The sequence below is a fragment of the Streptomyces sp. NPDC051740 genome, assembly GCF_044453165.1.
In the GTDB taxonomy this organism is placed as follows: Bacteria; Actinomycetota; Actinomycetes; order Streptomycetales; family Streptomycetaceae; genus Streptomyces; species Streptomyces atrovirens.
Genome location: NZ_JBITCL010000018.1, coordinates 22,012 through 40,199, shown reverse-complemented (window position 1 = coordinate 40,199; position 18,188 = coordinate 22,012). Strand labels below are relative to the sequence as shown.

Below are 18,188 nucleotides of genomic sequence, written 5' to 3'. Positions count from 1 at the left end.
TCACTCCCCGGCGGCCACGAGGTCCGCGACCCGGGCGGTGCGGGCGCCGAGCGCGGTCAGCCGGTCGAGTGCCTCACGGTGCCGCGCCTCGTCGGGGCTCGCGGTGGCGTCCTCGGCCACGACGACGCCGTAGCCCAGCCGCGGCGCGGTCGCGGCCGTCGCGGCGACGCCGTGCGCGGTGGAAAGCCCGGCGGCCACGATCCCGGTGACCCGCCTCCGTCACTGCGGGCAATCGTGCCTCCCCCAGTGTCTGAAGGGCCTGGGAGGTACCCCAGGGCGATGGGGGTCCCCCCGCTCGAGCGAAGCCGAGAGTGGGGGAGGCACCACGCGAGCGCGGGTGAGCGAAGACCCGCCCCCGGCCCGCCCCGACACACCGTCAGGCCTGCTTGGAGGCCAACTCGATCACCGTGATGTCCGACGGCGCGCCCACCCGCGTAGGCGGCCCCCACGCACCGGCCCCCCGGCTGACGTACAACTGGGTGTCCCCGTACCGATCGAGCCCCGCCAGCGTGGGGTTGGCCAGACCGGCCACGAGGTTGCCGGGGAACAGCTGCCCACCATGGGTGTGTCCGGACAGCTGGAGGTCGACACCATGGTCGACGGCATCATGGATCTGCACCGGCTGGTGGGCGAGCAACACACACGCCCGCCCCCGATCCCGGTCCCCGAGCGCCTTCGCGTAGTCCGGGCCCTGCCCCTCGTCCTCACCGGCCACGTCGTTGACCCCCGCCAGATCGAAGTGCGGCAGCTCCGTACGGGCGTTCTCCAGCGGGTTCAGCCCGAGCCGCCGCACCTCCTCGACCCACTGCTCGGCACCGGAGAAGTACTCGTGGTTGCCGGTGACGAAGAACGACCCGTGACGTGCCCTCAGCTGCGCCAGGGGAGCCGCGGCCGGGCCGAGGTCCTTCACGCTCCCGTCCACCAGGTCACCGACGACCGCGATCAGGTCCGGCTGGGTCGAGTTGATCGTGTCGACGACCTTCTGCGCGAAGCCCCGCCCGAGCACCGGCCCGAGGTGGATGTCGCTGACCACCGCGATGCGGTAACCGTGCGCCGCGCGGGGAAGCTTGGCGAGCGGCACGGTGACCCGCTTCACGCGCGGCCCGCGCAGCACGCCGTACGTCCCGTAGCCGACGGTCCCCACGGCCGCCGCGGCGGCGGCCCCGCCGACGACACGGGAGACGAACAGCCGCCGGGAGGGGGCGGCGGAGGGCGCTTCCTGCGGGCCGGACGCACCGCCGTCGGCCGCCGAGCCGTCCCCGGCCGCTTCGGCACCCGTCGCACCGCCGGGGCCGCGCCCCGCACCCTGCCCGACCGGTATCGGCTCCGGTTCCGCCGGGACGGCTGCCGCCTCCTCCGACGCCCGCGCCCGTCGCTCCAGGATCCGCCGCAGCACCGGCCGTACCAGCTCGCCCGCGAGCACCGCCAGCAGCAGGTACAGGGCCAGGGCCAGCCACAGGTAGCCGGGCCAGGCCAGGACCTGCTTGAGCCAGAAGGGGGCTCCGCCGCGCCCGGCGACGAAGGCCCCGACGGTCAGCGCCCAGCCGCCGACGATCACCACGGCGCCCGCGCGGCGCACCGCGCCCGGACCCTTCGTGGTGTCCCGGAACAAGCGCCGCCACACGTACCAGTTGCCCGTCACCAGGACGGCCACGACCAGCAGTGCGATGAGTACGAAGACGATGGCCACGAGGCGCAGTTCCCCTGTTCCCGGTCAGGACGTCCGTGACGTCCGGCTCAGTGCGCGCAGTCCGCGCAACCCGATGCCCCCGATGACCGTCCCCAGTACGAAGGAGACGACGGCGAGCGTCAGGTGAACGAAGAAGTACGCCGTCGGGTGCCCGTCCTCGAACGCGAGTCCGCTGCTGTCCTTGACCAGGTTCTTGACGAAAGTGACCCAGATGACCCAGCTCCACACCCCGAAGGCGAGCAGGAACCAGGAGACGGGGCGGCTGAGCTTCATTGCTCCAGTATCACCGGGCGGTGTCCGGATCCTTGCCCGGGGTGGGGACCTGCCCGGGACTCCGTCAGATATGGCATGTACGTTTCCGGTCGTGCCCGCACCCAAGAACACCGTCCGGCGATCGCTGCTGGTCGCCTCCGCCGTCCTGCTGTCCACCGCGCTGACCGCGCCCGTCGCGCTCGCGGCCCCCAAGCCGTCGACGAGTCCGTCGGCCACGCCCCCGGCGGACATGTCGAAGGTGGGCGGCGCCCGGCTCGGCCAGGCGGGAACTCAGGTCAACCTCGCGAGCGGGGTGCCGGTGCTGCCGAAGGACCTGTCGGCCCGCTCCTGGATCGTCGCCGACGCCGAGTCCGGCGAGGTGCTCGCCGCACACAACGCGCACTGGCGGCTGGCCCCGGCGAGCACGCTGAAGATGCTGTTCGCCGACACTCTGCTGCCGAAGTGGCCGAAGACGACGGAACACAAGGTGGAGGCCTCCGACCTGGCAGGTGTCGGTCCGGGCTCCAGCATGGTCGGGGTGAAGGAGGACGAGACGTACACGGTCGAGGACCTGTGGCGCGGCGTCTTCCTGATGTCCGGCAACGACGCCGTGCACGTGCTGTCGGCGATGAACGGCGGCGTCGACAACACCGTCGAGGAGATGAACGCGCACGCCGAGGAGCTCCAGGCGCTCGACACGTACGTGGTCAGCCCCGACGGCTACGACGCCCCGAAGCAGGTGTCGTCCGCGTACGACCTGACGCTGATCGCCCGTTCCGGACTGCAGAAGAAGGACTTCCGGGAGTACGCCTCGACGGTCAGGGCGCAGTTCCCCGGCGAGACGAAGAAGAACAAGAAGGGCAGGAAGGTCCGCGGATCGTACGAGATCCAGAACACCAACCGTCTGCTGCGCGGGGACAGCGACGTGCCGGTCTACCAGGGCATAGCCGGTGTGAAGAACGGCAACACCACCAACGCCGGAGCCACCTTCACCGGCGTCGCCGAGCGGGACGGCAAGGTGCTGCTGGTCACCGTGATGAACCCGCAGAAGAACGTGAGCAACGAGGTCTACAAGGAGACCGCGAAGCTCCTCGACTGGGGTTTCGAGGCGGCCGGAAAGGTCGAGCCGGTGGGTGAGCTGGTGGGGCCGAGGAGCGCGACGCAGGCCAGTCCCCAGCCGGGCCCGTCCGCCTCCCCGGGCGAGGCCGGGGGCGCCGGGGACGGTACCGTCGCGGCCGGTTCGAAGCCGGTGGCGAGTGCCGCGTCGGGCGGCGGCACCGACGGCGTCGGGGTCGCGCTGGGCATCGCCGGCGGAGTGGTCGTGCTGCTCGCGGGCGGCGCCTTCCTGGTCAACCGGCGCTGGCCGCTGCCGGACCTGGTGCGCCGCCGCTCGCGTCCGTGAGCCCGGGGTCCTCGTGCCGCTTGCTCCGCGTCGCCGTCCAGGCGGCGCAGAACAGGACCAGTTTCGAGGTGAAGTTGATCCACAGCAGCAGGGCCACCGGGACACCGAACGCGCCGTACATGCTCTTCGTGGCCACGCCCTGCATATAGCCGCTGAGCAGCAGCTTCAGCAGTTCGAAGCCGACCGCGCCGGTGAGCGCGGCGACGATCAGGCGGCGCCGGGCGGGTTCGACGCCGGGCAGCAGGGTGAGGACGTACAGCAGGAGCAGGAAGTCGGCGCCGACGGCGACGGCGAACGCGACGACGTGCAGGACGATCCCGCCCCAGCCGCCCTTCTCCAGCCCGATGGCGTCGCTGATCCGGCCGACCATCGCGGAGGCGACGGTGGAGGCGACCAGGGTGACCAGGACCGCGCCGCCCAGGCCGACGAGGACGCCCAGGTCCTTGCCCTTGCGCAGGAGGGGGTTCTCCTCCTCGTCGGGCAGCTCCCACACCGCGCGGAGGCATTCGCGCATGGAACCGGCCCAGCTGATGCCGGTGAACAGCAGCACGGCACCGGCGATGAGTCCGACGGTGCCGGCGTTCTCCACCAGGGCCCCGATGTCCAGCTGGTCGGAGATGCCGGGCACCTGGTCGGTGATCCTGTCCTGGAGGGTGTCCTGCTGGTCCTGGCTGAGCGTGGCGGCGCCGATCGAGGCGGCCACGGTGAGCAGCGGGAACAGCGCGACGAAACTCCTGAAGGTCATCGCGGCGGCCAGTCGCGCCCAGTGCACCCGGTCCAGACGCTCGTACGACCGCCACGCGTGCGTGAGCATCAGCCGGGCCATCCACGGCCCGACGACCGGAAGCCTTTTCAGCCAGTCCATGATCCGACTCTGCCCCCGTCGCGGAAGACCCATGTCCTGGTACCCCGGAACCGGGCCTCCGTGACCGGTGGCGGAGCGGACGGCCTCTCACCGGCCGGTTCCCACCGTCCGGTACCTCACCAGTCGGCCACCGCCAGGGCGTACATCGCCGCCCAGACCAGGCCGATGACGGCGAGCGCGCGGTCGCCCAGCACCACGTCCTCGGGTTCGCCGGCGGTCCCGCGGTCGGCGAAGACGGCGTAGCGGAGGACGGCGAGGACGAAGGCGACCACGGAGAGCTGCCGCCAGGGCAGCACGCTGGTGTGCGGCACGCCGCCCTCCTCCAGGGCCCACAGGCAGTAGCCGAGGACGGCGACGCCGGCGGCGAGCTGCCAGACGAAGCGGAGGTAGCCGGTGGTGTACTCGGTGAGCAACGCGCGCGTGGCGCCCGCCTTTCCGGTCATCTGCACGGCTTCGGAGTAGCGCTTGGCGGCGACCATGAACAGTGCGCCGAACCCGGTGGTGATGAGGAACCAGCGGGACAGGGGGATGCCGAGAGCGAGGCCGCCGATCACCGCGCGCATCACGAAGCCGGTGGTGACGACGACGAGGTCGACGACGAGGACGTGCTTGAGGCTGACGCAGTAAGCCAGTTGCACGGCGAGGTAGGCGGTCAGCAGCGCGGCGGCCTCCGGGGGGCACAGCCGGGCCGCGACGGCGGGCGCGAGGACGCCGAGGGTGATCCCGGCGGCGTAGGCGACCGGCACGGGGACCTGCCCGGCGGCGACCGGGCGGCGGCACTTGACGGGGTGGGCGCGGTCGGCGTCGGCGTCGCGCGCGTCGTTGACGAGGTAGACGGCGGCGGCGCAGGCGGTGAACAGGACGAAGACCAGGGTGAGCCGGGTCAGGGCGCGGACGGAGAACAGTTCACCGGCGGCGGCCGGGGCGGCGATCACCAGGACGTTCTTGACCCACTGCTTGGGCCGCGCGGTCAGCAGCAGGCCCCTGAGGAGGCCGCCCCTGTCGGGCGGTGCGGTCTGCCGCCGGTCGGAGCGCTCGCGCAGGAGGGTCACGCGGGGCCTCCCGTCATCCAGCGGGCGCCCAGGCGGGCGGTGAGCGCGCCGAGGACGGCGCCGGCCGCCACGTCCGACGGGTAGTGGACGCCGGCCACCAGGCGGGACACGCAGACGGCGGCGGCGAGCGGGGGCACCGCGCGGGCGCCCAGCGCGCCGAAGGCGACGGCGGCGGCCGCCGCGGACGTGGCGTGCGAACTGGGGAAGGAGTGCCGGCCGACCGTGCCGACCAGGGGTTCGACGTGCGCGGGGCGCGGACGGCGCACGACCCGTTTCACGACCGAGCCGGCGGCGTGGGCGCCCGCGGTGAGCACGGTGCCGCGCAGCCAGGCGCCGCGCCGGGGGCGGTCCACGACGGCTCCGGCGAGCCCCGCGACGAGCCACACCGCCCCGTGCTCCCCCGCCAGGGACAGGGCCCGCGCGGCACCGGCCACGCGCGGGTCCGCGCCGCACGCCCTGAACGCCGAGACGATCCGGTGGTCCATGCCGTGGAGACCGCGGGGGCGGGGGAGGCCGTGGGGGTCGTGGAAGTCGTGGAGCTCGTCCATGGGGACCCACTGTTCACGCCCGGCGGGCCGGAATTCCCGTCACCAAGGAGCGACATCCCATTAATCACCCGTTTCAGGGACGGGGATGACGTTTCAAAACCAAACAGTCACATAAGGGCGATACGGTCACCGTCATGCCTGCCGACACCGTTCCCGTCACGGGGTGGGGCCGCACCGCCCCCACCGCCGCCCGGCTGATCCGCCCACGGACGTACGAGGAGGCCGCCCAAGCCGTACGGGAGTGCGGGGCCCGCGGGGGCATCGCGCGAGGGCTGGGACGGGCGTACGGGGACGCGGCGCAGAACGCGGGCGGCGCCGTGCTCGACATGACGGGCCTGGACCGCGTGCACGCGATCGACGCCGACGGCGGCACCGTGCTGTGCGACGCGGGCGTCTCCCTGCACCGGCTGATGGAGGTGCTGCTGCCGCTCGGCTGGTTCGTGCCGGTCACCCCCGGCACGCGCTACGTGACCGTCGGCGGGGCGGTCGGCGCCGACATCCACGGCAAGAACCACCATGTCTCCGGCTCCTTCTCCCGCCATGTGCTCTCCCTGGAGCTGCTCACCGCCGACGGGCGGGTCCGTACGGTCGCGCCGGGCACGCCGCTGTTCGAGGCGACCGCGGGCGGCATGGGCCTGACCGGGGTGATCCTCACCGCGACGATCCGGCTCCAGCCGGTCGAGACCTCACTGATGTCCGTCGACACCGAGCGCGCGAACGACCTCGACGACCTGATGGCCCGCCTCACCGACACCGACCACCGCTACCGCTACTCGGTCGCCTGGATCGATCTGCTGGCCCGCGGCGCCGCCACCGGCCGCGCGGTGCTCACGCGCGGCGACCACGCCCCCCTGGACGCACTGCCACCGGGCACCCGCGCGCGCGGGGAGCCCCTCTCCTTCCGCACCTCCCGCCTCCCGGCCGCCCCCTCCTTCGTCCCCGAGGGCCTGCTCAGCCGCACCACCGTGGGACTGTTCAACGAGCTCTGGTATCGCAAGGCCCCCCGCGCGCGAATGGGGCGGCTCCAGCGCATCCCCGCGTTCTTCCACCCCCTGGACGGCGTACCGCACTGGAACCGCGTCTACGGCCGGGGCGGCTTCGTGCAGTACCAGTTCGTCGTCGGGCACGGCCGGGAGGACACCCTGCGCCGGATCGTGCGCCGCATCTCCGAGCGCCGCTGCCCGTCCTTCCTCGCCGTCCTCAAACGCTTCGGGGAGGCCGACCCGGGCTGGCTGTCCTTCCCGGTGCCGGGCTGGACCCTGGCCCTGGACATCCCGGCGTCCCTGCCCGGCCTCGGCGGCTTCCTCGACGAACTCGACGAGGAGGTCGCCGGCGCCGGCGGGCGCGTCTACCTCGCCAAGGACTCCCGGCTGCGCCCGGAGCTGCTCGCGGCCATGTACCCCCGCCTGGACGACTTCCGCGCGCTGCGCGCCGAACTGGACCCGCGCGGGGTGTTCGTCTCCGACCTGGCCCGCCGCCTCCACCTCCAGGCCACATCCAGCTAGGAGCTGTCATGAAGGACGCCTTCGGCCTCCCCCAGTCCCTGCTCGTCCTCGGCGGCACGTCCGAGATCGCGCTGGCCACCGCGCGGCGGCTGATCGCCCGCCGCACCCGCACGGTGTGGCTGGCCGGCCGCCCCTCCCCCGACCTGGACGAGGCCGCCGGCCGACTGCGCGGCCTCGGCACCGAGGTGCGCACCGTCGCCTTCGACGCGCTCGACCCGGCCGCCCACGAGGACACGCTCGGCAAGGTCTTCGCCGAGGGCGACGTCGACATGGTGCTGCTCGCCTTCGGCACCCTGGGCGACCAGGCCCACGACGAACGGGACCCGCAGGCCGCGGTGCGGGTCGCGCAGACCAACTACACCGGCGCGGTCTCGGCGGGCCTGGTGTGCGCGAGCGCCCTCCAGGCGCAGGGCCACGGCTCCCTGGTGGTGCTGTCCTCCGTCGCGGGCGAGCGGGCCCGCCGCGCGAACTTCATCTACGGCTCCAGCAAGGCCGGCCTGGACGCCTTCACCCAGGGCCTCGGCGACGCGCTGTACGGCACGGGGGTGCACGTCATGGTCGTACGCCCCGGATTCGTCCGTACCCGGATGACCGCCGGGCTTCCCGAGGCGCCGCTGGCCACCACGCCGGAGGCGGTCGCGGCGGCCGTCGAGCTGGGGCTGCGGCGCCGCGCGGAGACCGTGTGGGTGCCGGGCACGCTGCGGATGGTGATGTCGGCGCTACGGCACCTGCCGCGCGGGGTGTTCCGTCGGCTGCCGGTCTGAGCACCGGCCGGGGGTGCTCAGCGGGCGGAGACGGATCCCCGGTCCACGCTCCCGGACTGCGGGGGCACCACCGCGGTGCCGAAGGGGAACTCGCGCAGCTTGCGCCACACCCCGTCGGCGCCCTGCTCGTAGAGCGCGAAGCCGGTGCAGGGCCACTCGGCCTCGTAGCCGGCGAGCTCCTCGAAGGCGCGGTCCATGGCCGCCTCCTCGATGCCGTGCGCCACGGTGACGTGCGGGTGGTACGGGAACTGCAGCTCGCGGGCGACCGGGCCGGAGGCGTCACGGACCTGCTTCTGCAGCCAGGTGCAGGCCTCGCCGCCGTCGACGACCCGCACGTACACCACCGGCGACAGCGGCCGGAAGGAACCGGTGCCGGACAGCCGCATCGGGAACGGGCGGCCGGCCGCGGCGACCTCTCCGAGATGCGCCTCGACGGCCGGCAGGTCGGCGTCGTCTATCTCGGTCGGCGGCAGCAGGGTGACGTGCGTGGGGATACCGTGAGCCGCGGCGTCGCCGAAGCCCGCGCGCAGCTGCTGAAGCCGGCTGCCGTGAGGCTCCGGGACCGCGATCGACACGCCGATCGTTACGGTCCCCACGTCGTCTCCTGTCGTTGTGGTGGTGAAGCGTGGCGGTGAAGCTGCGGTGAGCACCGGGTGACCGCGGAAACGGTCACCCGGTTATCGACTGTACGACCACGACCCGGATGCGGGCAGGCGCAACCGGAGTGATGTGCAGCGCTGTGCGGTGGTACGGATCGCCGCCGTGGGCCGGTTCAGCGCCGGTGCAGTGTGTCCGTCCGGTGCGGTGGTTCAGTGCTTGGCGGGCAGGAAGCCGACCCGGTCGTACGCCTGGGAGAGGGTCTCCGCGGCGACGGCGCGCGCCTTCTCCGCGCCCTTGGCCAGGATCGAGTCCAGCGTCTCGGGGTCGTCCAGGTACTGCTGGGTGCGCTCCTTGAAGGGGGTCACGAACTCGACCATGACCTCGGCGAGGTCCGTCTTGAGCGCACCGTAGCCCTTGCCGGCGTACTTCTCCTCCAGTTCGGGGATGTCCGCTCCGGTGAGGGTCGAGTAGATCGTGAGGAGATTGCTCACACCGGGCTTCTCCACGACGTCGTAGCGGATGACCGTGTCGGTGTCGGTGACCGCGCTCTTCACCTTCTTGGCGGTGGCCTTCGGCTCGTCCAGGAGGTTGATGAGGCCCTTCGGCGTGGACGCCGACTTGCTCATCTTGACCGTCGGGTCCTGGAGGTCGTAGATCTTCGCCGTCTCCTTGAGGATGTACGGCTTCGGCATCGTGAACGTCTCGCCGAACCGGCCGTTGAAACGGTCGGCGAGGTCGCGCGTGAGCTCGATGTGCTGGCGCTGGTCCTCGCCCACCGGCACCTCGTTGGCCTGGTAGAGCAGGATGTCCGCGACCTGCAGGACCGGGTACGTGAACAGGCCGACGGAGGCGCGGTCGGCGCCCTGCTTGGCGGACTTGTCCTTGAACTGGGTCATGCGGGAGGCCTCGCCGAAGCCGGTGAGGCAGTTCATGATCCAGGCGAGCTGGGCGTGCTCGGGCACGTGGCTCTGCACGAAGAGCGTGCAGCGGTCCGGGTCGAGACCGGCGGCCAGCAGCTGGGCGGCGGCGAGCCGGGTGTTGGCGCGCAGCTCCTTCGGGTCCTGCGGGACCGTGATCGCGTGCAGGTCGACGACCATGTAGAACGCGTCGTGGGTCTCCTGCAGGGCCACCCACTGGCGGACGGCGCCGAGGTAGTTGCCGAGGTGGAACGAGCCTGCGGTGGGCTGGATTCCGGAGAGCACGCGGGGTCGGTCAGTCGCCATGCCCACCATTCTCTCAGGTCCCGGAAGGCGGTCCGGAACCGACCGGAAACAGGTGGGAACCGATCCGTCCCCGGCGGTGTAACAAAGACGTGAGGACGCGGGAGGGGGGCCGCATCGTCGATGAGGCCGCGGTGATCGCACGCGTACGCGCCGGGGAGCCGGAGGCGTACGCGGAGCTGGTGCGGGCCCATACGGGCATCGCGCTCAGGGCTGCCGCCGCGCTCGGGGCGGGAGCGGACGCGGAGGACGTGGTGCAGCAGGCCTTCGTCAAGGCGTACTGCGCGCTGGGCCGGTTCCGGGACGGCATGGCGTTCCGGCCGTGGCTGTTGTCGATCGTGGCCAACGAGACGAGGAACACGGTGCGCGCCGCCGTGCGCCGGAACGGCCTCGCCGACCGGGAGGCGGCGTTCATGGAGGCGGAGCCGGTGATACCGGAGGCGACGGACCCGGCGGTCGCGACGCTGGAGACGGAGCGCCGCGGGGCGCTGGTGTCCGCCCTGGAGAAGCTGAGCGAGGAGCACCGGCTGGTCGTCACCTACCGCTATCTGCTCGAGATGGACGAGCGGGAGACCGCCCAGGCCCTGGGCTGGCCCCGGGGCACGGTGAAGTCGCGGCTGAACCGCGCCCTGCGCAAGCTGGAGCGCCTGCTGCCGGACTTCCGGCCCCGGGAAGGGGGGTGAGAGGCGTGGATGAGCGGTACGACGGTGATGCCGAGCGCCTGCGGGAGGAGCTGCGGGCGCTGGGACGGTCGCTGGACGGGGCGGACCCGGTGGCGGGGTCGGAGTCGATGGTCGAGCGGGTGCTGGGGCGGATACTCACCGAGGAACTGCCGGTTCCGGTGGCCGGGCCGACGGGCACCGGCGCGTGGCTGCGGGCGGCCCGGCGCTGGACGCGGGCGCGGTGGCGGGCGCTGGTCGCGGCCCTGTGCGGGCTGCTGACGGTGCTGACGTTGACGCCTCCGGTGCGGGCGGCGGTGATCGACTGGTTCGGCTTCGGCGGGGTCGAGGTGCGGTACGACCCGTCGGCGGTGCCCTCGTCGGGCGCGGAGGTGCCGGGCTGCGGGCGCTCGGTGTCACTCGGCGAGGCGGAGCGGCGGGCCGGGTTCACGCCGCTGGTGCCGAAGGCGCTGGGCGCTCCGGACGCGGTGACGGTGAGCGGGCTGCCGCGGGGGCGGTTCCTGGTGAGTCTGTGCTGGCGGGAGCAGGGGCGGACGATCCGGCTCGACGAGTTCCCGGCCCGCCTGGACGTCACCTTCGTCAAGAGCGTGCGTGAGCAGCCGGAGTGGCTGCCGCTGGGCGGGGAGGGCGACGAGGGCGAGATTCCCGGCCAGGCCCTGTGGTTCCCGCGGCCGCACGTGTTGAGCTTCTGGCTGGTGGACGTGGACGGTCACCGGTTCACCCGGGAGGAGCGCACGGCGGGGCCGACGCTGCTGTGGCCGTACGGCGGCGGGGCCGTCGAGGGGGTGACGCTGCGGCTGGAGGGGGTGGTGTCGAAGGCGCGGGCGCTGGAGATCGCGGAGGCGGTCGAGGAGGCGGGCCGGTAGCGGCCGGTCTTCCCGGAGTGTCCCGGAATCGGGGCGGACCGACTGGGAACCCCGGCGGGCCGGGCGGTGTACCAGAAGTGACAGGCGGCTCGTGGGCGGGCCGCACGGGGATCGACCGGCCGAGCGGGGGTCCGGATGCGCGGGTGGAAGGGCAGGGTTCGACAACTGACGGCGGTCATGGGCGCGTTGGCGACAGCGCTGGCCCTGATGATGTGGGAGGCGTCGCCCGTGTCCGCCGGGGGGCCGACGAGCGTGCTGGTGGTCTCGCCGGAGAGCGGGGAGACGGCCTCGGTGTACTACTCCGACAAGCAGTACGGCGAGCTGGAGCGGCTGCTCGGCCCCGTCGGCAAGGGCACGCGTGAGAGGCCGCCGGAGGCCGTTTCGGCCTCGCCCCGGCTGATCAATGTGACATGGATGGTGCACGACGTGACGCCCTGGCGAGTGGACCGGGTCTTCATGGCGGATGCGGGCCAGGACGCGTGGATACACACGGCGGCGCGGTTCAACGAATCGCCGGACGGCCTCTGGCACCGCGCCGAGGACCCGACGGATCTGTACAAGATCCTGTACTCGCTGGATGTGATGGGCGAGAGGTCAGGCACCGGATCGGCTCCGGGGATCTACCCGGCACCGTGGGAGACGGAGCAGGCCGAGCCCGGAAAGGATCAGGCCGCGGCGGCCTCCGGGACCCGCGCCGCGCCGACGACGGACGACGGCACCGACTGGTGGTGGGCGATACCGGGGGCGGTGGCCGGAGCGGTGCTGGCCCTGGTGCTGCGCCCGTATGTGACGCGGTGGCCGCTGATCCGCCGGCGGAAGGAGGATCCAGGGCCGCGGCAGGAGCTGCTGGACGCCTGATGACGGGCCCGCGACGGCCCGGTACGTGACCGGACCGCCGCGGGGCGCGTCGAGCAGGGCCGGGCCGCCTCAGCCGAGGTCGATCTCCGGGTAGAGCGGGAAACCGGCGACCAGGTCGGTGGCGCGGCGGGAGATCTCGTCGGCGACCTTGGTGTCGAGGACGTGGGCGGCCTTGGAGGGGGCACCGGACTTGGTGGTGCCGGGCTCGGTCGTCGTCAGGACCCGGTCGATCAGACCCGCGACCTCGTCCATCTCCGCCGTGCCCAGGCCGCGCGTGGTCAGCGCGGGGGTACCGATGCGGATGCCGGAGGTGTACCAGGCGCCGTTGGGGTCGGCGGGGATGGCGTTGCGGTTGGTGACGATGCCCGAGTCGAGCAGGGCGGCCTCGGCCTGGCGGCCGGTGAGGCCGTAGGAGGTGGCGACGTCGATCAGGTTGAGGTGGTTGTCGGTGCCGCCGGTGACCAGGGTGGCGCCGCGGCGCATGAGGCCCTCGGCGAGAGCGCGCGAGTTGTCGACGATGCGCTGGGCGTAGTCCCGGAAGGCGGGCTGCCGGGCCTCGGCGAGGGCGACGGCCTTGGCGGCCATGACGTGCGGGAGCGGGCCGCCGAGGACCATCGGGCAGCCGCGGTCGACCTGGTCCTTGAGGGAGTCGTCGCACAGCACCATGCCGCCGCGCGGGCCGCGCAGCGACTTGTGGGTGGTGGTGGTGACGATCTGGGCGTGCGGGACCGGGTCGAAGTCGCCGGTGAGGACCTTGCCGGCGACGAGACCGGCGAAGTGCGCCATGTCGACCATGAGCGTGGCGCCGACCTCGTCGGCGATCTCGCGCATGATCCGGAAGTTCACCAGACGGGGGTAGGCGGAGTAGCCGGCGACGATGATCAGCGGCTTGAACTCGCGGGCGGAGGTGCGCAGGGCCTCGTAGTCGATGAGGCCGGTGGCCGGGTCGGTGCCGTAGGAGCGCTGGTCGAACATCTTGCCGGAGATGTTCGGGCGGAAGCCGTGGGTGAGGTGGCCGCCGGCGTCCAGGGACATGCCGAGCATGCGCTGGTTGCCGAAGGCCTGGCGGAGCTCGGCCCAGTCGGCCTCGGAGAGGTCGTTGACCTGGCGGGCGCCGGTCTTCTCCAGGAAGGGGGCCTCGACGCGGTCGGCGAGTACCGACCAGAAGGCGACCAGGTTGGCGTCGATGCCGGAGTGCGGCTGGACGTAGGCGTGGCGGGCGCCGAAGAGCTCCTTGGCGTGCTCGGCGGCGAGCGACTCGACGGTGTCGACGTTGCGGCAGCCGGCGTAGAAGCGGCGGCCGACGGTGCCTTCGGCGTACTTGTCGCTGAACCAGTTGCCCATCGCGAGGAGGGTGGCCGGGGAGGCGTAGTTCTCGGAGGCGATCAGCTTGAGCATCTCGCGCTGGTCGGCGACCTCCTGACCGATGGCGTCGGCGACGCGCGGCTCGACGGCGCGGATCACGTCGAGGGCGGCTCGGTAGGCCTTGGAGGCGGGGGTGGGCTCAGCTGACATGGGGACCTCCGGACGTGGCGTTCTGCGTTCACGGTACGGCCCAGGCGCACGGCACATGTTTCCGGACCCGAAGGGTCCGGGGCCGCTTCCCGATGGTTGCTCCCATCCCAGCGCGCCAGTCACGGCCCGGCGCCAGCCTAGCGGGCGGCGTCCTGGCATTGGCGCCGGCGTCCACCATGCGGGCGATGGCGTCCGCGTGGTTCCCGCCGGCGGCTGCCCGCGCGTGCGTGGGGGCCGGTCGCGCCCACGCGGCGGAGCCGCATATGCCACAGCCCCGCGCCCCTGAGCCTCTGCTTACAAGATCACGTGGGGCAGGAAGCGGGCGTACTCGTCCGTCACCAGGCCCGACGACTCGCGGATGCCCAGGCCCGCCGACTCGTTCTCCACCACCCAGGCGCCCAGGACCACGTGGTTGCCGTCGAAGTCGGGAAGAGGAGCGAGCTGCTGGTAGCAGCAGGGTTCGTCGCGGAGCACGGGGTCGGAGCCGGGCTCGTGGATGCTCACTCCCGCGCCCTCGCGGCCGAGGAGGGGCTTGGCGACCCAGCCGGTGGTGTCCGCCAGGTCACGTGGGCCGTCGAGGTGGGCGGGGAGGAGGTTGGGGTGGTCGGGGTAGAGCTCCCAGAGGATCGCCAGGAGGGCCTTGTTGCTGAGGAGCATCTTCCAGGCGGGTTCGATCCACAGGGTGGTGCCGGTGCCGCCGCCGTTGTCGAGGGTGTCGAGGACGTGGCCGGCGAAGCGGTCGGTGGTGAGCCACTCCCAGGGGTACAGCTTGAAGATGCTGCGGATGAACCGGAGCCCGTTGTCGACGAAGCGGCCGGAGAGGCGGTCCCAGCCGATCTCCTCCATGGAGAGCCAGTCGGTGTCGAGGCCGGCCTGTTCGGCGGTCTCCTTGAGGTAGGCGACGGTCATGAGGTCCTCGCCGAGTTCGTCGGCGGAGGAGTGGGCGAAGTACAGGGGGCTGCCCGGCGGGAGGAGGGCGGCCTGTTTCCTCCAGGCGTCGACGAGGCGTTCGTGGAGGGAGTTCCACTGGTCGGCGCCGGGGAAGCGTTCCTCCATCCAGAACCACTGGGGGGAGGCGGCCTCCACCAGGGAGGTGGGAGTGTCGGCGTTGTACTCCAGGAGCTTGGCCGGGCCGGTGCCGTCGTAGCGGAGGTCGAAGCGGCCGTAGACGGAGGGGAGTTCGGCGCGTCGGTGCCAGGCCTCGGCGACCACGCGGGCGATGCGCGGGTCGGTGATGCCGAGGTCGGCGAAGCGGTCGGCGGTGACGATGTGCTCGGCGGCGGCGAGGCACATGCCGTGCAGTTCCCCGACGACCTCCTCCAGCGCCTCGATCTCCTCCAGGCCGAAGACGTAGTAGGCGCTCTCGTCCCAGTAGGGGCGCAGGGAGCCGTCCGGGTAACGGGTGAGCGGATAGATGAGCCCCTGCTCCTCGACGGTCTCCTGCCAGCCGGGGCGGGGCTCGGTCGTACGCCGTTCCATGGTCCGTCAGCCGCCGCTGCTGCCGGAGCCCGAGCAGCCGAAGCCGCCCCGGTCGACGGCCTCGCTGCGGCTGAAGGTGCCGTAGTCGGCGTAGCCGTTGCTGACGTCGGCGTCGTAGTACCAGTCGGCGTCGGTGCGGGACGTGCCCATCGAACTGGAGGTGGCCCCGGAGGAATTGCAGTTCCTGTCGGCGACGATCTTGTAGCCGTTGATGTAGTCGTAGCTGTCCCGGTCCACGCACCGCCGGTCCGGATCGGACCCGCACGCCGACAGTGCCGCCGCGAGCACGCCCATCCCTCCGAGCACCACCGTGCTGGACCGCAGCCGCCGCCGTGTCTCCGCCATGCCCTTCACTCCCCCTCGCATACCCCCGGGTCACCTCTCCCGGCTCGCGGCGGACAGCCTAGAGACCGCCCGGACGGCACGCGCGGGAGCCCCCCCGCCGGCAGCGCTCCCCCGCCACCCATTTGCGACCCTTGGTGCCTTATGCCGGCTTGGTGCGTCAGGGCAGTGCCCGGCACAGGGCGTCCAGGGTGCCGGCCCAGGCGTGGTCCGGTGGGGTGGCGTAGCCGACGACCAGGGCGTCGCCCGCCGTGGTGGCGGTGGCGGGGTGGCGGAAGCGGGAGAGGCCGTGGACGGCGAGGTTCTGCCAGGTGGCGGCCTGGACCACGGACCGTTCGGTGCCGGGCGGGAGTCGGAGGACGGCGTGCAGGCCGGCCGCGATGCCGGTGATCCGGACGTCGGGGGCCCGGGTGGCGAGGGACTCGACCAGACAGTCGCGGCGGCGGCGGTAGCGCAGACGGGCGGCGCGGACGTGGCGGTCGTAGGCGCCGGAGGTGAGGAACTCGGCGAGGGTGAGCTGTTCGAGGACGCTCACGGAGCGGCCGCCGCCGTGGGCCACGGCGTCCGGGAGCAGGGACGGGGGCAGGACCGTCCAGCCCAGTCGGAGGCCGGGGGCGAGGGACTTGCTGGCCGTGCCGAGGTAGGCCACCTGGTCGGGGTCGAGGTTCTGGAGCGCGCCGACGGCCTGGCGGTCGTAGCGGAACTCGCCGTCGTAGTCGTCCTCCAGGATCAGCCCGCCGGTGCGGCGCGCCCAGTCGACGACGGCGGCGCGGCGCTCGGGCAGGAGAGCGCCGCCCAGCGGGAACTGGTGGGCCGGGCTGAGCAGGACCGCGTCGGCGTCGCCCGGGTCCTGTGCGCGGGTGCCGAGGGAGTCGAAGGGGAGCGGGGTGGTGGTCAGGCCGGCGCGGGCGGCCAGGTCCCAGTGGGCGTCCAGTCCGTAGGACTCCACGGCGAGGGTGCGGGCGCCGCGGGCGCGCAGGACCTCGCAGAGGAGGCGGAGGCCGCCGGCGAAACCGGAGCAGACGACGATCCGTTCGGGGTCGGCGCGTACGCCCCGGACGCGCGCCAGGTAGTCGGCGAGGGCCGTGCGCAGTTCGGGACGGCCGCGCGGGTCGCCGTAGCCGAGGGCGTCGTGCGGGGCGGTGGCGAGGGCGCGGCGGGCGGCCTTGAGCCATTCGGCGCGGGGGAAGGAGGCGAGGTCGGGGGTGCCCGGGACGAGGTCGTACGGAAGTCGGCCGGGGGCGCGCCCCGGGGCGGGGGGTGCGGCGGGTGGCCGGGGCACCGTGCGGTCGGCGACCCGGGTGCCGGAGCCCTGCCGGGCGGTGAGCCAGCCCTCGGCGATCAGGTCGGTGTAGGCGTCGGCGACGGTGTTGCGGGCGACGCCCAGGTCGGCGGCGAGGGAGCGGGAGGAGGGCAGCCGCGTGCCGGGGGCGAGCCGGCCGGTGCGGACGGCCTCGCGGAGGGCGTCGGTCAGGCCTCGGCGCAGGCCGGGACCGGTCGGTTCGAGGTGGAGGTCGATGCCGAAAGTGGCCCGGCGTTCTGCCATGGAAGTGGACCATACTCCTGGGCTGCCTCACTCCTAGGGTCGAGGCATGACCGCTACCGAGACGAACACCGAGTACGCCGCCGAGCTCCCCGTCCGGCTGGAGTGGGCCCGGCACGCCCCCGAGGTCTACAAGGCGATGATCCGGCTGGACTCCGCCGCCAGGAAGGGGCTCGACGCCAAGCTGTACGAGCTGGTGAAGATCCGCGCCTCCCAGCTCAACCACTGCGCCTTCTGCCTGGACATGCACACCAAGGACGCGCTCGCGGCGGGCGAGAGCGTCGAGCGGATCATCCAGCTCGGCGCGTGGGAGGAGTCGCGGCACTTCTACACGGAGAAGGAGCTCGCCGCGATCGAGCTGACCGAGGCCGTGACCGTGCTGACGGACGGCTTCGTGCCCGACGAGGTGTACGAGCGGGCCGCCAAGCAGTTCGAGGAGGCCGAGCTGGCGCAGCTGATCGCCGCGATCACGGTGATCAACGCCTGGAACCGGTTCGGTGTGACCTGCCGGATGACGCCGGGCCACTACACGCCGGGACAGCACGCGTGACGGCTCGTACGACCCGCCTCGACGCCGGTGTCCGCAGCGCGCTGCGGGCGGTGGGCGCCGCCGCCAGGAAGGGCCTCGGCGATCCCGGACTGGCCGAGCTGGTGCAGATCCGTGCCTCGCAGCTCAACCACTGCGCGTTCTGCCTCGACATGCACCTCGCCCTCGCCCGCAAGGACGGGGCGGTGCGCGAGGCGCAGCTCGATCTCCTCGACGCCTGGGAGGAGGCCGGGGACGACGTCTTCGACGCGCGGGAACGGGCCGCGCTGGAGCTGACGGAGGCGGTCACGGTGCTGACCGGGGGATTCGTGCCCGACGAGGTGTACGAGCGGGCGGCCGGGCACTTCGACGCCGCCCGGCTCGCCCACCTCGTCGCGCTGATCACCGCCATCAACAGCTGGAACCGGCTGATGGTCGGCCGCCGGATCCCACCGGGCTCCACCGAGTGGTGAACCAGGAG

At 72.7% G+C, this 18,188-nt stretch carries 19 protein-coding genes and 1 pseudogene; 8 read left to right on the top strand and 12 right to left on the bottom strand.

Annotated elements, in window-relative coordinates; all coding sequences use genetic code 11:
• The 3 genes and pseudogenes from ACIA6T_RS26505 to ACIA6T_RS26495 all read right to left on the bottom strand — a co-directional run.
• A pseudogene (locus ACIA6T_RS26505) lies at positions 1–204 on the bottom strand (isochorismatase family protein); the annotation flags it as partial.
• Positions 205–376: 172 nt separating this feature from the next.
• Positions 377–1,690, bottom strand: a complete 1,314-nt coding sequence (locus ACIA6T_RS26500) for a metallophosphoesterase (RefSeq protein WP_399448974.1) — start codon at positions 1,688–1,690, stop codon at positions 377–379.
• A gap of 24 nt (positions 1,691–1,714) precedes the next feature.
• A complete protein-coding gene (locus ACIA6T_RS26495; protein WP_030829790.1) occupies positions 1,715–1,963 on the bottom strand; it encodes an SCO4848 family membrane protein in 249 nt (82 codons plus the stop codon).
• Positions 1,964–2,054: 91 nt separating this feature from the next.
• On the opposite strand from ACIA6T_RS26495, the gene ACIA6T_RS26490 reads away from it, so the two are divergent.
• A complete protein-coding gene (locus ACIA6T_RS26490) occupies positions 2,055–3,344 on the top strand; it encodes a D-alanyl-D-alanine carboxypeptidase family protein (RefSeq protein WP_399448973.1) in 1,290 nt (429 codons plus the stop codon).
• On the opposite strand, the gene ACIA6T_RS26485 is transcribed toward ACIA6T_RS26490, so the two are convergent.
• The 3 genes from ACIA6T_RS26485 to ACIA6T_RS26475 form a co-directional block, all read right to left on the bottom strand.
• A complete protein-coding gene (locus ACIA6T_RS26485; RefSeq protein ID WP_399448972.1) occupies positions 3,292–4,209 on the bottom strand; it encodes a YihY/virulence factor BrkB family protein in 918 nt (305 codons plus the stop codon). The genes ACIA6T_RS26490 and ACIA6T_RS26485 overlap by 53 nt on opposite strands.
• 116 nt (positions 4,210–4,325) lie before the next feature.
• A complete protein-coding gene (locus tag ACIA6T_RS26480) occupies positions 4,326–5,261 on the bottom strand; it encodes a decaprenyl-phosphate phosphoribosyltransferase (protein ID WP_399448971.1) in 936 nt (311 codons plus the stop codon).
• Positions 5,258–5,809 carry a phosphatase PAP2 family protein gene (locus tag ACIA6T_RS26475; RefSeq protein ID WP_399448970.1) on the bottom strand — a complete coding sequence of 184 codons (552 nt, stop codon included), beginning with the start codon at positions 5,807–5,809 and terminating at the stop codon, positions 5,258–5,260. The genes ACIA6T_RS26480 and ACIA6T_RS26475 overlap by 4 nt, the downstream gene beginning before the upstream one ends.
• A 134-nt stretch (positions 5,810–5,943) precedes the next feature.
• On the opposite strand from ACIA6T_RS26475, the gene ACIA6T_RS26470 reads away from it, so the two are divergent.
• Both ACIA6T_RS26470 and ACIA6T_RS26465 read left to right on the top strand, forming a co-directional pair.
• Positions 5,944–7,314, top strand: coding sequence for an FAD-binding protein (locus ACIA6T_RS26470; protein ID WP_399448969.1), 1,371 nt, complete (start codon positions 5,944–5,946; stop codon positions 7,312–7,314).
• Positions 7,315–7,322: 8 nt separating this feature from the next.
• A complete protein-coding gene (locus ACIA6T_RS26465; protein WP_399448968.1) occupies positions 7,323–8,078 on the top strand; it encodes a decaprenylphospho-beta-D-erythro-pentofuranosid-2-ulose 2-reductase in 756 nt (251 codons plus the stop codon).
• 17 nt (positions 8,079–8,095) lie between these two features.
• On the opposite strand, the gene ACIA6T_RS26460 is transcribed toward ACIA6T_RS26465, so the two are convergent.
• Together ACIA6T_RS26460 and trpS are read right to left on the bottom strand one after the other, a co-directional pair.
• Positions 8,096–8,674: a 2'-5' RNA ligase family protein gene (locus ACIA6T_RS26460; protein ID WP_399448967.1), complete on the bottom strand. Its 579-nt coding sequence runs from the start codon at positions 8,672–8,674 to the stop codon at positions 8,096–8,098.
• 213 nt (positions 8,675–8,887) lie between these two features.
• Positions 8,888–9,901, bottom strand: a complete 1,014-nt coding sequence (trpS, locus tag ACIA6T_RS26455) for a tryptophan--tRNA ligase (protein ID WP_385056535.1) — start codon at positions 9,899–9,901, stop codon at positions 8,888–8,890.
• Positions 9,902–10,032: 131 nt separating this feature from the next.
• Between trpS and ACIA6T_RS26450 the strand changes: the two genes are divergently transcribed.
• From ACIA6T_RS26450 to ACIA6T_RS26440, 3 genes are all read left to right on the top strand, one after another.
• Positions 10,033–10,581: an RNA polymerase sigma factor gene (locus ACIA6T_RS26450; protein WP_399448966.1), complete on the top strand. Its 549-nt coding sequence runs from the start codon at positions 10,033–10,035 to the stop codon at positions 10,579–10,581.
• 5 nt (positions 10,582–10,586) lie between these two features.
• On the top strand, positions 10,587–11,444 hold the full coding sequence (locus ACIA6T_RS26445; RefSeq protein ID WP_399448965.1) for a hypothetical protein: 858 nt from the start codon (positions 10,587–10,589) through the stop codon (positions 11,442–11,444).
• A gap of 135 nt (positions 11,445–11,579) precedes the next feature.
• Positions 11,580–12,302: a hypothetical protein gene (locus ACIA6T_RS26440; protein WP_399448964.1), complete on the top strand. Its 723-nt coding sequence runs from the start codon at positions 11,580–11,582 to the stop codon at positions 12,300–12,302.
• A 69-nt stretch (positions 12,303–12,371) separates the two neighbouring features.
• Here the strand turns inward: ACIA6T_RS26440 and ACIA6T_RS26435 are convergent, their stop codons facing one another.
• The 4 genes from ACIA6T_RS26435 to ACIA6T_RS26420 all read right to left on the bottom strand — a co-directional run bounded on the left by ACIA6T_RS26435 (position 12,372) and on the right by ACIA6T_RS26420 (position 17,184).
• Positions 12,372–13,817 carry a glycine hydroxymethyltransferase gene (locus tag ACIA6T_RS26435; RefSeq protein WP_399448963.1) on the bottom strand — a complete coding sequence of 482 codons (1,446 nt, stop codon included), beginning with the start codon at positions 13,815–13,817 and terminating at the stop codon, positions 12,372–12,374.
• Positions 13,818–14,111: 294 nt separating this feature from the next.
• The gene (locus tag ACIA6T_RS26430) at positions 14,112–15,296 is read right to left on the bottom strand and encodes a glutathionylspermidine synthase family protein (protein ID WP_399448962.1); all 1,185 of its coding nucleotides are present in this window, start codon (positions 15,294–15,296) and stop codon (positions 14,112–14,114) included.
• A gap of 6 nt (positions 15,297–15,302) precedes the next feature.
• The gene (locus tag ACIA6T_RS26425) at positions 15,303–15,641 is read right to left on the bottom strand and encodes a hypothetical protein (RefSeq protein ID WP_399448961.1); all 339 of its coding nucleotides are present in this window, start codon (positions 15,639–15,641) and stop codon (positions 15,303–15,305) included.
• Between the two features lie 157 nt (positions 15,642–15,798).
• Positions 15,799–17,184: a PLP-dependent aminotransferase family protein gene (locus tag ACIA6T_RS26420; RefSeq protein WP_399448960.1), complete on the bottom strand. Its 1,386-nt coding sequence runs from the start codon at positions 17,182–17,184 to the stop codon at positions 15,799–15,801.
• Between the two features lie 46 nt (positions 17,185–17,230).
• Here ACIA6T_RS26420 and ACIA6T_RS26415 point away from each other — a divergent pair, with 46 nt between their 5' ends.
• A complete protein-coding gene (locus ACIA6T_RS26415) occupies positions 17,231–17,731 on the top strand; it encodes a carboxymuconolactone decarboxylase family protein (RefSeq protein WP_399448959.1) in 501 nt (166 codons plus the stop codon).
• Entirely contained in the window at positions 17,728–18,180 is a 453-nt protein-coding gene (locus ACIA6T_RS26410; RefSeq protein ID WP_399448958.1) for a carboxymuconolactone decarboxylase family protein, read from the top strand. Before ACIA6T_RS26415 ends, ACIA6T_RS26410 begins: the two co-directional genes overlap by 4 nt.
• Positions 18,181–18,188: the final 8 nt, after the last annotated feature.

Bases quoted from the DNA above. Each gene is read 5' to 3' on its own strand.
- ACIA6T_RS26495 (WP_030829790.1), bottom strand. From the start codon at position 1,963: ATGAAGCTCAGCCGCCCCGTCTCCTGGTTCCTGCTCGCCTTCGGGGTG.
- ACIA6T_RS26485 (WP_399448972.1), bottom strand. From the start codon at position 4,209: ATGGACTGGCTGAAAAGGCTTCCGGTCGTCGGGCCGTGGATGGCCCGG.
- ACIA6T_RS26475 (WP_399448970.1), bottom strand. From the start codon at position 5,809: ATGGACGAGCTCCACGACTTCCACGACCCCCACGGCCTCCCCCGCCCC.
- ACIA6T_RS26470 (WP_399448969.1), top strand. From the start codon at position 5,944: ATGCCTGCCGACACCGTTCCCGTCACGGGGTGGGGCCGCACCGCCCCC.
- ACIA6T_RS26465 (WP_399448968.1), top strand. From the start codon at position 7,323: ATGAAGGACGCCTTCGGCCTCCCCCAGTCCCTGCTCGTCCTCGGCGGC.
- trpS (WP_385056535.1), bottom strand. From the start codon at position 9,901: ATGGCGACTGACCGACCCCGCGTGCTCTCCGGAATCCAGCCCACCGCA.
- ACIA6T_RS26440 (WP_399448964.1), top strand. From the start codon at position 11,580: ATGCGCGGGTGGAAGGGCAGGGTTCGACAACTGACGGCGGTCATGGGC.
- ACIA6T_RS26435 (WP_399448963.1), bottom strand. From the start codon at position 13,817: ATGTCAGCTGAGCCCACCCCCGCCTCCAAGGCCTACCGAGCCGCCCTC.
- ACIA6T_RS26430 (WP_399448962.1), bottom strand. From the start codon at position 15,296: ATGGAACGGCGTACGACCGAGCCCCGCCCCGGCTGGCAGGAGACCGTC.
- ACIA6T_RS26425 (WP_399448961.1), bottom strand. From the start codon at position 15,641: ATGGCGGAGACACGGCGGCGGCTGCGGTCCAGCACGGTGGTGCTCGGA.
- ACIA6T_RS26420 (WP_399448960.1), bottom strand. From the start codon at position 17,184: ATGGCAGAACGCCGGGCCACTTTCGGCATCGACCTCCACCTCGAACCG.
- ACIA6T_RS26415 (WP_399448959.1), top strand. From the start codon at position 17,231: ATGACCGCTACCGAGACGAACACCGAGTACGCCGCCGAGCTCCCCGTC.